Genomic DNA, 15,610 nt, shown 5'->3' with positions numbered 1-15,610 from the left:
CTCCAGAAAGTTATTTGAATCCAAACGATAAAGTGGCGGCGGAGCCGGGGCAAGGGCTCCTTCGATCGATCCGGCAGGCCCGCGGGTACCGCGGGGACAGGCCCGCGGGCACCGCGGGGAAGGGAGCGCCACCGTGCGCGCACTCGTGGTCCAGCACGACCATGTGACGGAGCCGGGGCTCGTCGGAGCCCGGCTCGAGGAGCGTGGTTACGACCTCACCGTCCTGACGGTCGTACCGGAGCACCGCCACCACGCGCCGGACGTCGAGTTCGACTTCCCCGCGGCCGGTGACTGGGACCTGATCGTGTCGCTCGGCGCCCCGTGGTCGGTGTACGACCGGACGACGGTCGGTTCCTGGATCGACGGCGAGCTGTCCCTCCTGCGCGAGGCCGACCGCCTCGGTGTCCCGGTGCTCGGGGTCTGTTTCGGCGCGCAGGCGCTGACCACCGCTCTCGGCGGCCGCGTGGAGGCGTCGCCGCGCCCGGAGATCGGCTGGGTCGAGGTCGCCACGGACGACCCGTCCCTGGTGGGGCCGGGCCCCTGGTTCCAGTGGCACTTCGACCGCTGCGTCCTGCCGCCGGGAGCGAAGGAGGTGGCCCGCAACGAGGTGTGCGTCCAGGCCTTCCGGACGGAACACGGCCTGGGCGTGCAGTTCCACCCGGAGATCACCACCGCGATGGTGCGCGGCTGGATCGAGGCGGGCGGGGCGGAGCAGTGCGTACGCCACGGCGTGGACCCCGGCGAGCTGCTGGCGCGGAGCCGGGCCATGGAGTCCATGGCCCGGACGAACGCCCGCCGGCTGGTGGACGGTTTCCTCGGCCTGACGGAAGGCCGGACAGGCTGACCGGCCGGCCCGACGGACCGGCCGGATCGTGGACCGGCCCGTCCGGCCGGTCACTGGACCCGGCCGGTCACTGGACCCGGCCGGTCACTGGACCCGGCCGGACGGCGGACCGGGCCGGACGACCGGCCCGGTGCGCGTCAGTCGCCGGCGGCGCCGGCCTTGTCGCGGGTGAGCCGTGCCGCCACGACGCCCAGGACGAGGACGGCCGGGACGATCAGTTCGAGCACGAGGGCGGTGCCGCCCTCGCCCCCGATGAGCGTGGTGAAGTTCTGGACGATCAGGAAGATCGCCCCGGCCACCCCGACGGCTCCCAGGGAGGGGGCGATCAGGGTGTTCCACGGCCGGGTGTCCAGGCGTTCGCGGCGGAAGAAGACCACCACGGAGACCGAGGTCATCAGGTACAGCGCCATGATGCCGAGGACGGCGACGCCGCTCCCCCACGAGAACAGGGTCACCACCGGGTCCTCGCCCGCCAGCGCGAACGGGACCACCAGCAGGACGGCGACGGCCGTCTGGACCCGGCCGGCCACGCTCGGCGAGTGGCGGTGGTTGATCGACGACAGCGCCTTGGGCAGCAGTCCGTCGCGGCTGAGCGAGAACAGGTAGCGGTTGGCGGAGTTGTGGAAGGCGAGGATGCCGGCGAAGAGCGAGGTGACCAGCAGGACGGGCAGGACGTCGTTGACCCAGGTGCCGAGCAGGTCGGCGATGGGCGCGAAGACGAAGCCCGTCGAGTCGCCGCTCTCCAGGGCCTTGCCGGCCGCCGCGGACACCTTCGAGGGGCCGTAGGAGGAGACCAGCATCCAGGAGGCGAAGCCGAAGAAACCGGTGACGCAGGCGACGGCCGCGTAGGTGGCCCGCGGGACGGTCCTGCGGGGCTCGCGCGCCTCCTCGCCGTAGATCGCGGTGGCCTCGAAGCCGATCATCGACGCCACGGCGAACATCAGCGCCACGCCCGGGGCGCCGTCGAAGGCCGCGCTCGGCGAGAAGGACTCCGTGAAGGCCAGCCCCTCGGGGCCGCCGCCCTTGAAGAAGGTGACCAGCGCGAAGACGGTCAGGATGCTGAACTCCGCCATGACGAAGACCGCCAGCACCTTCGCGCCCATCTCGATGCCCGCGCTTCCGAGCACCTGGACGATCACCATCGTGACCAGGGCACACGCCCACCAGGGCACGTCGACCCCGGTGTAGTGCGCGAGCAGACCATTGACGGTCGCCCCGTACAGGCCGTACATGGCGGCCTGGATCGCGCAGTAGGCGAACAGCGCGACGCCCGCGCTGCCGGTCCCGACCGTCCGGCCGAGGCCCTTGCCGATGTACGTGTAGAAGGCGCCGGCGTCGACGACGTGCCGGCCCATGGCCACGAAGCCGACCGAGAAGAGCAGCGTGATCAGGCCCGCCACCACGTATGCGGCGGGCGCTCCCGCGCCGTTGCCGATGCCGACGGCGATGGGCACGGCTCCCGCGACACCGGTCAGCGGCGCCTGGGCGGAGAGGACGAAGAAGAGGATGCCCAAGACGCCGAGCGAGTTGGGCTTGAGCTTGCCTGCTGTGGGGGCGTCGGCCGCGGTCTGGTTCACGACCGCCGTCTGACTGTCCACTCGGATCACCTGCCAGGGAGGAAGAGGAATTCGTTTCAGGCCAAACGAGTTGCCTCATACTGGGCTGGAACTATCCGTTTGACAAGGGCCTGGGCCCGGTTTCCTGCTCCGAACGCGACAGGCCCCGGACGACGGGCGTCCAGGGCCTCGAAACGCGGGGTGCGGACCGTCAGTCGCGGCTCTCGGCGTCGGTGTCGGTGTCGGTGTCGGTGTCGCACTCGCTCTGGCGCAGCCGGAGCAGCGAGCGCAGTTCCTCGACGGCGCTGTCGGTGATCTCGGGGCCGCCGAAGACGAGCTGGTGCAGCACGAGACCGTCGAGGGCGGCGAAGACGAGCCGGGTGAGCGGCTGCCCGGCGCCGTCGGGCATCATGCGGGACAGTTCCCGTCCGGTGGCGTCGAAGTACTCGTCGTACAACGCGCGCAGGTGCGGGAGCAGTTCGGGGCGCCGCCTGGCCTCCAGCAGCAGCTCGTACTGGAAGGACTGGATGTCCGGATCGGCCGTGACCATCTCGGAGACGCCCACCGAGAAGTCCTCGACCCTGCCGGTGCCCGGTTCGAGGGCGCTGGTGTTCAGGGAGGTGCGGATCGCGTGCGCGACCGCCTCCTCGATGAGCGCGTCACGGGAACCGAAGTGATGCACGACCAGCCCGTGCGTGGTGCCCGCCTCCTCCGCCACGGCGCGGTAGGTGAGCCGGCGCAGTCCGCCCCGGGCCACGACGCGCACGGCGGCGTTGAGCAGGGCTTCGCGGCCCTCCCCGTAGTTCATGCGCCGGCGCGGCTTGCGGCTCTCAGGAGTCTCGGCGGTTTCGGTCATGGCTCCGACCCTACTCGCCCGTTTCCGGCCCGCGGCGCAGGCCCGACCGGGGCCGTGGTCCGGTCCGCGGCCCCGCCCGTCGACCCGCCCGGGCCCGTGCGGGCGGGCGCCGGGTACGGGCCGGGGCGCCGTACCGGGTGTCCTTCTCCGTGACCCCCGGTACGGCGCGCTCGTGCCGACCGCATCAGCGCCGCGGCGGCCGGACGCCGCGGAACTCCCAGTCGCCGCCGAGCGCGGTGGACAGGACCTCTTCGGACTCGGTGGGCTGGGCTCCGACGTCGGTGCGGATCGGGGTCGGGCCGGTCACGATGTGGTTGGTGAGCCGTCCCAGGCCCTCGACCTCGACCTCGACGACGTCACCGGGCTGTACGGGACGGGAGTTGGCCGGGGTGCCCGACAGCAGGACGTCGCCGGGGTACAGGGTGATGGTGCGGGCGATGTCGGCGACGAGGTAGTGCATGTCCCACTGCATCTCGTCGGTCGAACCGTCCTGCACCACCTCGCCGTTGACATAGGTGCGCAGGCTCTTGCCGCGGAAGTCCCAGTCGGTGACCAGGCCGGGGCCGAGCGGGCAGAGGGTGTCGGAGCCCTTGACGCGGAGCATGGAGCCGGCGTCGGTGTCCCGGAAGTCGTGCAGGCCGTAGTCGTTGGCGACGGTGTAGCCCGCGATGTACTCCCCCGCCTCGGCCGGGGAGATGTTCCGCGCGGTCCTCCCGATGACGATGGCGACCTCGCCCTCGTAGTTGAGCCACTTGCAGCCCTCGGGACGGACGATCGCGCCCTTGTGGGAGTTGAGGGCCGAGGTCGGCTTGTGGAAGTACGTGGGAGTGGGCGGGAGTTCGATCCCGAACTCGTCGACGCGGCTCCGGTGGTTGAGGTGGACGGCGATCACCTTGGAGGGCACGACCGGGGGCAGGTGCTGCGCGTCCTCGGTCTTGACGCGGCGGCCGTCACCGGCGACGAGTTCGTCCCCGTCGACGGTGACCTGGACGGCGGCGCCGTCGAGGAGGATGCGGCGGTATTCGGGCATGGCGGCTTCCTAGGAACGTCGGTGCGGGTTGTGGGGTGCGGCGGCCGCGGGGGTACCCGCGCCGGTCCAGCCGTCGGCCGGGCGGTCGAACCAGAGGTGGACCTGGCCGGTGCCGATCGAGTTCTCGTACTCGCCGTACTGGCGGGCCTTCGCGACGCAGGCCCCTTCGCCGAGGGCGCCGGCCATCATCAGGTAGTGGAAGAACTTCGCCTCGGGCTTGTACTTCCAGAACTCGTCCATGGTGTCGAGGACCTTGTCGTGACGGCCCTCCTTGAACCAGGCGATGCGCTCCTCGTCGGCGTCGCGCGCCTCGGGAGTGAAGATGTGCGCCGGGTCGCTGGACTCGTGGTCGCGCAGTTCGCGCAGCGGCCAGAAGGTGTGCGAGAGGGCGCCGGAGGCGATGAGGAGCACCCGGCGGCCGGGGGTGGCGGCGATGCCGTCGGCGAGGGCCCGGCCGAGACGGAGGTGGTCCTCCATGTCGCCGGTCTGGCACACCCCGATGGTCACCCACCGCTTGTCGGGCAGCCCCTCGCCGAGGAACTTCCAGAGGTTGATGGTGGCGTAGTAGACCGGCAGGTAGGCGTCGTCGATCGCGGTGATCCAGGTGCCGTGCTTGTCGGCGAACTTCGCGATGTTGTGCGCGAGTTCGGGGTCTCCCGGATAGTCGTACGGCATCCGGCTCATGCCGCGCGGCAGTTCCTCGGAGGTGAACAGGCCGGCCCTGCGGTCCTGCGCGGTGGCGACGAACTCGACGGTGGTCGCCCAGTGCGAGTCGAGGACCACGACGGTGTCGTAGTCGTCGCGCTCGAAGACCTCCTCGCGGAGCTGTTCCAGGCCGGTGACGAGGGTGATCTCCTTGCCCTCGTTCAGCTCCAGCCGGATCTCCTCGGGGAGCACGATGGTGGGGACGTGGGCGAGCAGCCCCGCCCCGACGATCTCACCCATGGTCCTTCCATCCCTTCGGCGCGGTCACGGTGTTCTTCAGGTCGCAGTAGAAGTCGAAGCTCCAGGTGCCGCCCTCGCGGCCGACGCCGGAGTGCCGGGAGCCGCCGAAGGGTGCCTGGAGGTCGCGCACGAAGAAGCAGTTGACCCAGACCGTGCCCGCGACGAGCCGCTCGGTGACGCGCGCGGCGCGGTCCCGGTCCCCGGTGGCGAGGGTGGCGGCGAGCCCGAAGCGGGTGTCGTTGGCGAGGTGGACCGCCTCCTCCTCTGTGGTGAAGGTCTGGAGGGTCAGGACGGGGCCGAAGACCTCCTCCTGGACGATCTCCGAGTCCTGGGCGACGTCGGTGAGCAGGGTCGGCGCGTAGTACTGGCCCTCTCCTCGCCGGCCGCCGACGACCGCGCGGGCGCCCGCGTCGAGGGCGCGCCGCACGAAGCCGTCGATCTTCTCCAGCTGGCGCTCGTGGATGTTCGGGCCGATGTCGGTGGCCTCGTCGCGCGGGTCGCCCTGCACGATCGTCGCGGCCTTCTCCGTGAACCGGCGGGTGAACTCCTCGGCGACGGACTCCTCGACCAGGATGCGGGTGGCGGCGAGGCAGACCTGGCCGGCGTTGTCGTACTGCTCGACGGCGAGGTCGACGGCGAGGTCGAGGTCGGCGTCGGCGAAGACCAACAGGGGTGACTTGCCGCCGAGTTCGAGGCTGAGCGGGGTGAGGTTCGCGGCCGCCGACGCGGTGATCCGCTTGGCCGTCGGCACGGAGCCGGTGAAGCTGATGCGGCGCACGTCGGGGTGCGAGGTGAGGGCGTCGCCGATCTCGGAGCCGTAGCCCTGGACGATGTTGAGGACGCCGGCGGGCAGTCCTGCCTCGGCGGCGATGTCCGCGAGCAGGGACGCGGTCAGCGGGGTCCACTCGGCGGGCTTGAGGACGACCGTGTTGCCGGCCGCGAGGGCCGGGGCGACCTTCCAGGTCGACAGCATCAGCGGGGCGTTCCAGGGGGTGATGAGCACCGAGGGGCCCGCCGGGTCCCAGCTGACGTGGTTGGTGTGGCCGCGGGTCTCGAAGTCGCCGTGTTCCAGGTTCAGGAGCCAGTCGGCGAAGAAGCGGAAGTTGTGGGCGACGCGCGGCATCACGCCCCGGCGGTGCGAGCGCAGGAGGGCGCCGTTGTCGGTGGTCTCGACGATCGCCAGGTCCTCGATCCGCTTCTCCACGCCGTCGGCGATCGCGTGGAGGACGCGGGCGCGTTCGGCCCGCGGGGTCGCGGCCCAGGCGGGGAAGGCGGCCTTCGCGGCGGCCACGGCCGCGGCGGCCTCCGCCTCGGTGCCCCGGGAGATCTCGCCGAGGACGCTTCCGTCGATCGGTGAGACGTCGGTGAACGTCTCGGCGGAGGCGACGCGTTCGCCGCCGATCCAGTGCCGGGTGTCGACGGCGACCCCGGCCACCGTGAGGGTGTGCTCGGTCATGTCCGGACTCCAAGTCCTGTGGTGGGTGAGGGGGTCACTCGGCGCCGGAGGTTCCGGACTCCAGGAGGCGTCCGCCGTCCCAGACGACGCCGACCTGGCGGTAGTAGGCGGCGATCGGCTCGCGGATCTCCAGGCGGGCCAGTTCCTCGGTGGGCGCCTCGAACAGGGTCAGGTCCGCGTCGCCGACCCAGGCCTGTCCGGCTTCGAAGGAGGCCGCGCCGGTCTCGATCAGTTCGTCGAGCGCGAGACCCTTGCCCTTCTCGACGGAGGGCAGCCAGCGGTGGTGGGCCATGGGGTGGCCGTTGACGAAGCCGTTGGTCTCGGACGGCTCCCGCAGGGTGACCACGGCCTCGGCCAGGCGCCGGTCGGCGGCGGCGAGGGTGGCGCCGAAGCGGGCGCCGGCCTCGATGCGCGGGGCCGGGCCGTAGGGGTGCGGGCGGGTCTGGTGGATCGAGCCGAGCTTCTTCGGGTAACCCTGGTGGAGTCCGCGGGCGATGGCGAAGTCCTTGTCGACCCAGATGTAGACGCAGCGGCTGTAGGTCTGTCCCCGGTACTGGCAGCGGACGACCGCGAATGCCTCCTTGTACTGGGCGCGCACCGGGTCGAGCAGTTCCTCGGCGGAGGTGGAGCAGGACTGCCAGTCGGCCCAGATCAGCGCGACCGCGCCCGGGTCCTCGTCGGCCGGCTCCAGCGGTTCGGGGAGGAGTTCGCGTACGCGGGCGGGGTCCGTGCGGTACTCGACGGTGAGCAGGTCGCCGGAGTAGCGCCACGGCGGCGACGGGATCAGCGACGAGGAACCGGTCGCCGTCTTGGGGTGGAAGTAGCCACGGACAGGGGACATAGCGGGGATTCCTTACGCTTCGTTACGCGGTGGGGGCGGGCTGCTTCAGCAGTTCGGCGCGGTAGCGTGCCGCGCGCATCGCGGCGGACTGGCCGCCGAGGGCCACGACGCCTATCAGCCGGCCGCCGGTGTGGTAGCCGACCACGACGTCGCCGTCCGGGTCGCCGTCCAGGATCCGTACGTCGTCCTTGCCGAGGAGCGGCGAGCCGAAGGACTGGAGCCTGAACTCGTGCTGGTCGCTCCAGAAGGTGGGCAGCGGGGAGAACGGGGCCAGCTCGGCTTCGGTGCCGGCGAGATGGGCGGCGAGGACCTTGGCGGCGTGCTTGGCGGTGTCGGTGGGGATGGACCAGTGCTCGACGCGGCGGGGTACGCCGTCGTAGCGGGCGTTGGGGAAGCGGGCGACGTCGCCGACCGCGACGACCTCGGGGCGTCCGCCGACCCGCAGGTGCTCGTCGGTGAGGACTCCGTCGGACAGGTCGAGGCCGTTGCCGTCCAGCCATTCGGTGTTGGCGACCGAGCCGACCGACTCGACGACCACGTCGGCCGGGAGGACCGTTCCGTCGCCGAGGACGACTCCGGTGACCCGCTGGTCGCCCTCGAAGGAGGCGACGCCCGTGCCGAGCGCGAAGCGCACTCCGCGCTCCTCGTGCCGCTTGAGCAGCGCGCCGCCGAGCAGGTCCCCGAGCGGTCCCGCCATGGGCAGCGGGAGCGGGTCGACGACCGTGACCTCCCCCGCTCCGAGTCCGACCGCGGTGGCGGCGACCTCGCAGCCGATGAATCCGGCGCCGACGACGACCACACGCGCTCCGGGCCGGATCAGCGCGTCGCGCAGGGTCTGGGCGTCGGCGAGGGTGCGGACCGTGTGCCGCCCGGCGAGCGGACCCGGGCAGCGCAGCCGCCTCGGCCGCATTCCGGTGGCGACGACCAGTCCGTCGTACGGGATCCGCTCGCCGTCGGCGAGTTCGACGACCCGCTCGTCCAGGCGTGCGGAGGCGACCGGTGTCCCGAGCCGCCACTCCACGTCGGCCGCGGCGGCCTTCGGGGTGAAGAGGAGGGACTCGAACGACGCCTTGCCGGCGAGGACCTCCTTGGAGAGCGGGGGCCGGTTGTACGGCATGTGCGGCTCGTCACCGACGACCGTGACGGTGCCGGTCCAGCCGGCCGCGCGCAGTTGTTCGGCGGCGCGCAGGCCGCCCATCGAGGCGCCCGCGACGACCACGCGTCCGGTCATGGCCCTCAGCCCTCGATCCGGATGGCCTGGAGCGGGCACACGTCGGCCGCTTCCTCGACCTCGTCGCGCAGCGCCTCGTCCACGTCGGAGACGTAGGCGAGGTGGCCTGCGTCGTCCATGGAGAAGACGTCGGGGGCGGCGAAGACGCACTGGCCGTGGTCCTGGCACTTGATCATGTCGACGACGACCTTCATGGCCGGTCCTCCTGGGGATACGGGCGCCTGAGCAGGGAGAAGGGGAAAGAGAGGGGCCCGACCTGTGTCGGACCGGGCCCCTCGGCCAAAGGGATGCGGAACCGCACCCCTGACTCGTTTGGCTTCAAACAACATAGGAAGCCGTTCGACCCTGGTCAATACCTGTCCAGGTGGATAAATTCTTACCGCCGAACCCCTTGCGGGACCCCGACCCTCCTCATACCGTTCGGACTCAAACGACCGACTCGGGGTTCGACCCGGCGGGTGTCGCCCGGAACGTTCCGGATCCGGCCGCGGGGCCGCCGGACCGTTCCGGACGGCGCCCCCGCCTCCCCCGCACCCCGGCTCCCGTTCTCTGCACACCACGCGTCCCCGGCGCCCCAGCCCCCGGGGACATCCCACCTTTCCGCCAAGGAGACAACGGTGAGCGCATCCGACACCCCAGACATCCGCCGGCACGTGGAGCGGCTCGCCGCCGAGGGCGTCGACGTGGTCAGGGTCGTCTATCCCGACCTGATCGGCACCGACCGCGCCCGTGACGTCCTGCTCGACCACCTGCCCTCGGCCTGCGAGCACGGACTGGCCTTCTGCCGCGCCGTCTACCACACCACCCCGCAGGGAGACGTGGTCCCCGTCGCGGGCGGCCTGGACGCCGGACTGCCCGACGTGACCGTACGCCCCGACCTGTCCACCGCGGCCGTACTGCCGTGGGAACCCGGGGTCGCGACCTGCCTCGGCGAGGTCACCGACCCGGCGACCTCGGCCCCCGCCCCGGAATCACCGCGCGACCTGCTGCGGACCGTCCTCGCCCGGTGCGCCGAACAGGGCCTGCGCCCCGTCGTCGGCCCCGAGCTGGAGTACTTCCTGCTGGAGCCCGCACCCGACGCCCCCACCGGCTGGCGCCGCGCCCCGGAGACCACCGGATCCGTCTACACCGCCGGCCTGCGCGCCGACCCGGGCAACCACCTGCTGCGCACCCTGCGCCGGCTGCGCGACCTGGGTCTCGGCGTCGTCACCGGCAACCACGAGTTCGACGGCGGCCAGTACGAGATCAACCTGACCCACTCCTCGGCCCTGGACGCGGCCGACCGCGCCTTCCGTTTCAAGGCCGCCGTCAAGGAGCTCGCCCGCCTGGAGGGCAACCTCGCCACCTTCATGGCCAAGCCCTTCGGCGACGCCGGCGGCTCCGGCTTCCACCTCCACCTGTCCTGCGACGACGCCGAGGGCCGCAACGCCTTCGACGACCCGTCGGGCGCGTACGGCCTGTCGGCCACGGCCCGCCACGCCATCGCGGGCATCCTCGCCCACGCCCCCGCGCTCGCCGCGCTCGCCAACCCGACCGTGAACTCGTACAAGCGCTTCGGGCCCGACACGCTCGCGCCCTGGCTGATCGACTGGGGGCTCGACAACCGCAGCGCCATGGTGCGCATCCCGCCGGAGCGCGGCTCGGGCGCCCGTCTGGAACTGCGGCTCGGCGACGCCAGCGCCAACCCCTACCTGCTGATCGCCGGGACCATCGCCGCGGCCCTCCTCGGCGTCCAGGCGGGCGAGGAGCCGGAGGCCCCCCTGGAGGGCTACGGCTACGACACCGCGCGCTCCGCCCTGCTGCCCACGAGCCTGGCCGCCGCGCTGGACGCGCTGGAGGCGGACACCGCCCTGACCGACATCCTCGGCAAGGACTTCACCTCGTCCTTCCTCACCTACAAGCGGGACGAGGTCGAGCGCTTCGGGCGGCACGTCACCGACTGGGAGTTCACCGAGTACGCCTACCACCTGTAAACCCTCGAAGCCCGGCCCAGGAGAACCACCATGACCAGCCCCACCGTTCCCGCCACGCCCACCACCCAGGCCGAACTGCGCGCGGCCCTCGCCGAGCCGCTGCCGCTCGAAGAGGTCGACCTCGCGAACCTCGACAACTTCGCCGACGGCATCAAGCCCTGGCGCATGTTCCACACCCTGCGCCACGAGGACCCGGTGCACTGGCAGCCCGAGGAGGCCCCCAACTCCGGTTTCTGGGCGGTCACCCGGCACGCGGACATCGCCACCGTCGACCGCGACGCCGAGACGTTCACCTCCTCGAGGTTCGTCAACCTCGAAGAGCTCGACGACGACCAGATCAAGAAGCGGGCGTCCATCCTGGAGCTCGACGGCGTCCGCCACCGCGCGATGCGCAGCGTCATCCAGCGCCAGTTCGGCGCGAGCGTCATCAACAGCTACGGCGACTTCCTGCGCGGTCTGACGGCGCAGACCCTGGACGCGGCCCTGGCCAAGGGCACCTTCGACTTCGTCTCCGACGTCTCCGCCGACTTCCCCATCAACGTGCTCGCCCGCCTGCTCGACGTGCCGCCGGAGGACAACCAGCAGCTCATCGACTGGGGCAACCGCATCATCGGCAACACCGACCCGGACTACGCGGACGTGCTGCTGCACAGCGCGGAGAGCGACAAGTACCGCGACCTGCCGTTCCGTTCGCCCGCCTCCCTCGAAGTCTTCGAGTACGGGCGCGAACTGGCCAGGCAGCGCCGCGGCGGCAACGGTACGGACCTGGTCTCCAAACTGGTCAACACCGTTCCGCGCGACGGGATCCCGATGTCCGAGCAGGACTTCGACAACTACTTCCTGCTCCTGGTCGTCGCCGGCAACGAGACCACCCGCCACACCATCTCGCACTCGATGCTGGCGCTCCTCCAGCACCCCGAGCAGCTCACCCGCCTCAAGGACGACCCGTCCCTGATCCCGGGCGCGGTCGAGGAGTTCCTGCGCTGGGCCTCCCCCGTCTACCACTTCCGCCGCACCGCCACCCGCGACGTCGAACTCGGCGGCAAGCAGGTCAAGGAGGGCGACAAGGTGGTCATGTGGTTCGCCTCCGGCAACCGTGACGAGGAGGTCTTCGGCAACCCGTACGACTTCGACGTCACGCGCACCAACAACGACCACATGACCTTCGGCAAGGGCAGCCCTCACCTGTGCCTGGGCAACCTGCTCGCCCGCACCGAGATCCGCATCATGTTCGAGGAGCTGATCCCGAGGATCGCCGACATCAGACTGGCCGGCGACGCGCCCCGCGTCCTGTCCAACTTCGTCAACGGCATCAAGAAGCTCCCGGTCGAGGTCACGCTCGCCTGACGAGGATGCCCCGCGGAGCACGTTCCGCGACGCGCGAAACGGCTGTCCCCCCGCCCCGCCGGACGGGGGGACAGCCGTACGAGCGGCCCGTATTGGTCCTACTTCACGTCGACGTAGTCACCCGTGGCCGTCTTGGCGCCGGTCGTCGTGGTGCCGGCGAAGTTCCAGCGCCAGTAGCCGTCGGTGGACGCGGTGACCGTGGTCTTCAGGGTGCCGGTGCTGCTGGTGTTCACCGTCTTGACCGTGGTGTAGGTGCTGGAGCCCGCCTTGCGGAACTGGAGCTTGACCGACTGGCCGGTGTAGCCGTGGTACTGGTAGTCGTCCCAGTTCGCGCGCTTGAGCGTGCCCGTGACGGTGATGGTCCTGCCCTTGCTCACCGGCTCCGGCGACGCGTTGACCGTCAGCGTGCTCGCGCGCTTGAGCCGGAAGCTGTCGATGCGCTCGTCCCAGCGGTAGTCGTCGTCGAGGGCGTCCACCCAGGAGCCCACGTACCAGGTGCCCGCCTGGTCATTGTCGAGATCGACCCGGGGGTCGACGATGAACGAGTGCGTGCACTCGCTGTCGGTCTCGCAGATCGTCTCGTCGGTGGCATACCCGAAGCCGGGGCCCTCCAGGGAGGTGTCCGCCGACAGCAGGCCCGAGTCGTCGTAGGCGTAGATCGTCACGTCGAAGGTCTTCGCGGCCGTGGTGCCGATGACGACGTCCGAGCCGTGGTTGACGGTCACACCGAGAATCTCGGTGTCGCCCCAGCCGCCGTCGGCGTGAGCCGTCGGCGCCACGAGGCCGACGACCCCGAACGCGGCGGCGACAGACAGCGCTACGCGCTTGCCCATGTGGTGTTTCTCCTTCATTCAGGTCACGCGCGCCAGGGGCGTCGCGACCTCGTCCTCGCAGGCGACCGCGACGACGAGGCCCCCTCGGCAGTCGATTCCGGTGCCGGGCAGGGGATTCGCGCCGCGAGCCATGTTGGTGAGCTGTGAGTCTCGCAGAAGGAAACCGTGCCGTGCGGCATTCGTGACGATCTTGTGACGATTATGAAAATGCGCAGCTCAAAGGACCTGGCCGGCCTGGAGCGAGGTCGCCGCCGGTCGGTCGGCCCGGTGGTCCGGGGTCCCCCCGGGGAAGACCGTCTCCCGGGCCAGGAAGGCGAGTTGGGCCCGCTTCTCGGGGAGGTACACGTCCGGCAGGTCGACCTCCGGCAGGACGACCACCGGGCCCGGGGTGAAACCCTGACGGCGGAAGCGGGCGATGGCCCTCTCGTTGCGCACGTCGGGGTCGACCACGACGCGGTCGCGCTCGAGGCCCAGCAGGACGTACGACGCCACCGCGCTCAGCAGCGCCGTGGTCCAGCCGGGACGCCCGCCGCCGGGTCCGGCCGGCGCGAGCAGCAGGTGGACGCCGATGTCACCGGGTTCGACCGGGTAGCACTCGCCGACCCGGTCGGCCGCCGGCTCGTACGTCTGGAGCAGCGCGACCGGCTCACCGTCCTTCACGAGGAGGTAGGCGTGATGGGTGTCGAGCGTCTCCATGTGGGCGTATATCTCGATGACCTGACTCTCCGTCAGCTGTCTCATGCCCCAGAAGGCGGCCCGGTCCGCGTTCACCCAGCCGTGGACCACCGGACCGTCGAGCCCCGCGTCCACGGGCAGGACGCGGACGGTGCCGTAGCCGTCGACGAACTGCTCGTGCAGGGCCGCGCGCGTGGCGTACGTGTCGGACATCGGTCTCCCTCGTTCGGCCGGCCACGGGTGCGCCCGGCGGTTTCCTGTGAGCACCCTGTGCACCACCCGGTCATATTAGGTTAGGCTCACCTAATTGATCACTCGGGTGCAGTCGTACCGAAAGGCGAGGAAACGATGGGGCAGGCGCAGGGGCGGGGTTGGGAGGGCGCGGTTCTCAGACTGCTGCGCGCGAAGGACTACGTGTTCACCGTGACGGGTTCGGAGGACGTCACCGCGGAGTACCGCCGGCTCCACTTCACCGACGGGGGCATGCTGGCGGTGACCGGCGTCCACCCCACGATGTGGGTGCGGCTGTGGTTCGACAACGCGGGCAAGCCCCACCAGCGGGCGTACACCCTGGTCGACCCGGATCCGGCGGCCGGCACCTTCAGCCTGGAGTTCGCCCTGCACGAAGGACGCGCGAGCGACTGGGCCAGGGCGGCGGAGCCCGGGGACACCATCGAGGCGACGATCCAGGGGACGGGCTTCGAGCACCCCGGCCCCGCGCCCTCGCACGTCGTCGCCGTGGCCGACCCGGCTTCCCTGCCCGCCCTGAACTCCCTGCTCACGGCACTCGGCCCGGTTCCCGCGACGATCTGGTTCGAGGGCAGCCTGGAGGGCCTGCCCTGCCGGGCCGCCGCGCACCACGACGTACGGCAGGTGGCGCGCCGGGACGCCGGACGCCATCTGGTCGACGAGGTGAAGGCGGCGTTGCCCGAGGTACTGAAGGACAGCCCGCACCCCTATGTGTGGATCGCGTGCGACACGGCGACCACGCGCGCGCTGTCGGCGCACGTCCGCAAGGAGCTGTCGGTGCCCAAGCAGCGGGTCAACGCGCTCGGGTACTGGCGGGCGACCTGAGCACACGCGCGTGACCGGGCGGAAGGGGACCGGGGGCGACAGCCGGGCGCGCCGTCCCGGGGCGCCCGGCCCCGACCGACCGTGCCGCGGCCGGCCCGTCCGGCACCTGACCGTGCCGCGGCCGGCCCGCGCGCCCGCATCGCGGTCCCTGCCGCCCCGCTCCCGGTACCGCCCGTTTGGCGGCGCTGAAAGCGGGGCGCGCCAGGAACCCATCCACCATGCAGTCCCTCACGCCGTACGCCGTCGCCGCCCGCCGAGCCGCATCCGCAGCCGCCGCCCCGCCCACGGCCGTGAAGCCCGAGCGGCCTGCCGGATCTCCCGTACCTCCCGGCGACGGTCTGGAAGCCCGTCTGGCCGCGGTCAAAGAGGAGATGGACGCCCGTCTCGCACTGGCGGCCGTCGCCTACGAGGTCAACACGGCGCACATCGAGACGCCTCCGGTCGACTGGACCCGGATCGGCGCTCCACCGGCTCCCGCCGTGCTGCCCCCCACCACTCCCCCGGGCCCCGACCCAGACGCCACACCCGTCGCGGCACTCCTGCACCGGGCGTCGCTGCGGCTGCGGACGGACGGCTGGTGCTCGGGAACGCTGACGGACGAATACGGCTCCCTGTGCTCACAGGGCGCGATCCGCAAGGAGTCGGGCGGCGACCGAACCCTCGAGGCACGGGCCATGACGGTACTGCTGGAGGCGATCCGCAGACGGTTCGGCCCGCAGGTGGAGTCCGTACCGTCCTTCAACGACGCCTGGGGCAACGGCCGCGAGCCGACCCGCATGATGGAACAGGCCGCGATCCTGGCCGGCGCGCGCGGCATCTGAGGCAACGGTCCGCGCCGTGGCCGTGCGCGGCCGGGGGCCCGCGCGGGGGGCCCCCCCGGGGGCCGCCCCCCCCCCGACGCCGAGCTCCTGAAGTCCCTCGACGACCAGGGCCGCGAGTCGCTGCGCCT

Annotated in this window: 15 protein-coding genes; 5 read left to right on the top strand and 10 right to left on the bottom strand. The window is 71.5% G+C overall.

Going from position 1 to position 15,610, the window contains the following annotated elements; genetic code table 11:
* Positions 1 to 133: 133 nt before the first annotated feature.
* Positions 134 to 844, top strand: coding sequence for a type 1 glutamine amidotransferase (locus tag ACFW6B_RS32635; protein ID WP_386601796.1), 711 nt, complete (start codon positions 134 to 136; stop codon positions 842 to 844).
* 137 nt (positions 845 to 981) lie between these two features.
* Here ACFW6B_RS32635 and ACFW6B_RS32630 read toward each other — a convergent pair whose 3' ends face one another.
* The 8 genes from ACFW6B_RS32630 to ACFW6B_RS32595 form a co-directional block, all read right to left on the bottom strand.
* Positions 982 to 2,442, bottom strand: coding sequence for an APC family permease (locus tag ACFW6B_RS32630; RefSeq protein WP_386601794.1), 1,461 nt, complete (start codon positions 2,440 to 2,442; stop codon positions 982 to 984).
* Positions 2,443 to 2,611: 169 nt separating this feature from the next.
* Positions 2,612 to 3,256, bottom strand: coding sequence for a TetR/AcrR family transcriptional regulator (locus tag ACFW6B_RS32625; RefSeq protein ID WP_386601792.1), 645 nt, complete (start codon positions 3,254 to 3,256; stop codon positions 2,612 to 2,614).
* A gap of 184 nt (positions 3,257 to 3,440) precedes the next feature.
* A complete protein-coding gene (locus tag ACFW6B_RS32620; protein WP_386601790.1) occupies positions 3,441 to 4,286 on the bottom strand; it encodes a fumarylacetoacetate hydrolase family protein in 846 nt (281 codons plus the stop codon).
* A 9-nt stretch (positions 4,287 to 4,295) separates the two neighbouring features.
* Entirely contained in the window at positions 4,296 to 5,231 is a 936-nt protein-coding gene (locus ACFW6B_RS32615; RefSeq protein ID WP_386601788.1) for a 3,4-dihydroxyphenylacetate 2,3-dioxygenase, read from the bottom strand.
* Positions 5,224 to 6,687, bottom strand: coding sequence for an aldehyde dehydrogenase (locus ACFW6B_RS32610; RefSeq protein WP_386601786.1), 1,464 nt, complete (start codon positions 6,685 to 6,687; stop codon positions 5,224 to 5,226). The genes ACFW6B_RS32615 and ACFW6B_RS32610 overlap by 8 nt, the downstream gene beginning before the upstream one ends.
* A 34-nt stretch (positions 6,688 to 6,721) precedes the next feature.
* Entirely contained in the window at positions 6,722 to 7,528 is an 807-nt protein-coding gene (locus tag ACFW6B_RS32605) for an acetoacetate decarboxylase family protein (RefSeq protein ID WP_386601784.1), read from the bottom strand.
* Positions 7,529 to 7,550: 22 nt separating this feature from the next.
* On the bottom strand, positions 7,551 to 8,759 hold the full coding sequence (locus ACFW6B_RS32600; RefSeq protein WP_386601782.1) for an NAD(P)/FAD-dependent oxidoreductase: 1,209 nt from the start codon (positions 8,757 to 8,759) through the stop codon (positions 7,551 to 7,553).
* Positions 8,760 to 8,764: 5 nt separating this feature from the next.
* On the bottom strand, positions 8,765 to 8,953 hold the full coding sequence (locus ACFW6B_RS32595; protein WP_037622194.1) for a ferredoxin: 189 nt from the start codon (positions 8,951 to 8,953) through the stop codon (positions 8,765 to 8,767).
* Between the two features lie 423 nt (positions 8,954 to 9,376).
* Between ACFW6B_RS32595 and ACFW6B_RS32590 the strand changes: the two genes are divergently transcribed.
* Together ACFW6B_RS32590 and ACFW6B_RS32585 are read left to right on the top strand one after the other, a co-directional pair.
* Positions 9,377 to 10,732: a glutamine synthetase family protein gene (locus ACFW6B_RS32590; RefSeq protein ID WP_386601780.1), complete on the top strand. Its 1,356-nt coding sequence runs from the start codon at positions 9,377 to 9,379 to the stop codon at positions 10,730 to 10,732.
* Positions 10,733 to 10,762: 30 nt separating this feature from the next.
* Positions 10,763 to 12,079 (top strand): cytochrome P450, encoded by a 1,317-nt coding sequence (locus tag ACFW6B_RS32585; protein WP_386601778.1) that lies wholly within the window; start codon positions 10,763 to 10,765, stop codon positions 12,077 to 12,079.
* Between the two features lie 98 nt (positions 12,080 to 12,177).
* Here ACFW6B_RS32585 and ACFW6B_RS32580 read toward each other — a convergent pair whose 3' ends face one another.
* Together ACFW6B_RS32580 and ACFW6B_RS32575 are read right to left on the bottom strand one after the other, a co-directional pair.
* On the bottom strand, positions 12,178 to 12,912 hold the full coding sequence (locus tag ACFW6B_RS32580; protein ID WP_386601776.1) for a calcium-binding protein: 735 nt from the start codon (positions 12,910 to 12,912) through the stop codon (positions 12,178 to 12,180).
* Positions 12,913 to 13,128: 216 nt separating this feature from the next.
* Positions 13,129 to 13,800, bottom strand: a complete 672-nt coding sequence (locus tag ACFW6B_RS32575) for a GNAT family N-acetyltransferase (protein WP_386601774.1) — start codon at positions 13,798 to 13,800, stop codon at positions 13,129 to 13,131.
* Between the two features lie 135 nt (positions 13,801 to 13,935).
* Between ACFW6B_RS32575 and ACFW6B_RS32570 the strand changes: the two genes are divergently transcribed.
* Positions 13,936 to 14,661, top strand: a complete 726-nt coding sequence (locus ACFW6B_RS32570; protein ID WP_386601771.1) for a siderophore-interacting protein — start codon at positions 13,936 to 13,938, stop codon at positions 14,659 to 14,661.
* 218 nt (positions 14,662 to 14,879) lie between these two features.
* The gene (locus tag ACFW6B_RS32565) at positions 14,880 to 15,482 is read left to right on the top strand and encodes a hypothetical protein (protein WP_386601768.1); all 603 of its coding nucleotides are present in this window, start codon (positions 14,880 to 14,882) and stop codon (positions 15,480 to 15,482) included.
* The last annotated feature ends 128 nt before the right edge of the window (positions 15,483 to 15,610 follow it).

The sequence above is a fragment of the Streptomyces sp. NPDC058751 genome (assembly GCF_042746485.1).
GTDB lineage: Bacteria > Actinomycetota > Actinomycetes > Streptomycetales > Streptomycetaceae > Streptomyces.
Note: the sequence above shows the minus strand (reverse complement) of the source record. Positions and strands in the feature narration are given on the sequence as shown.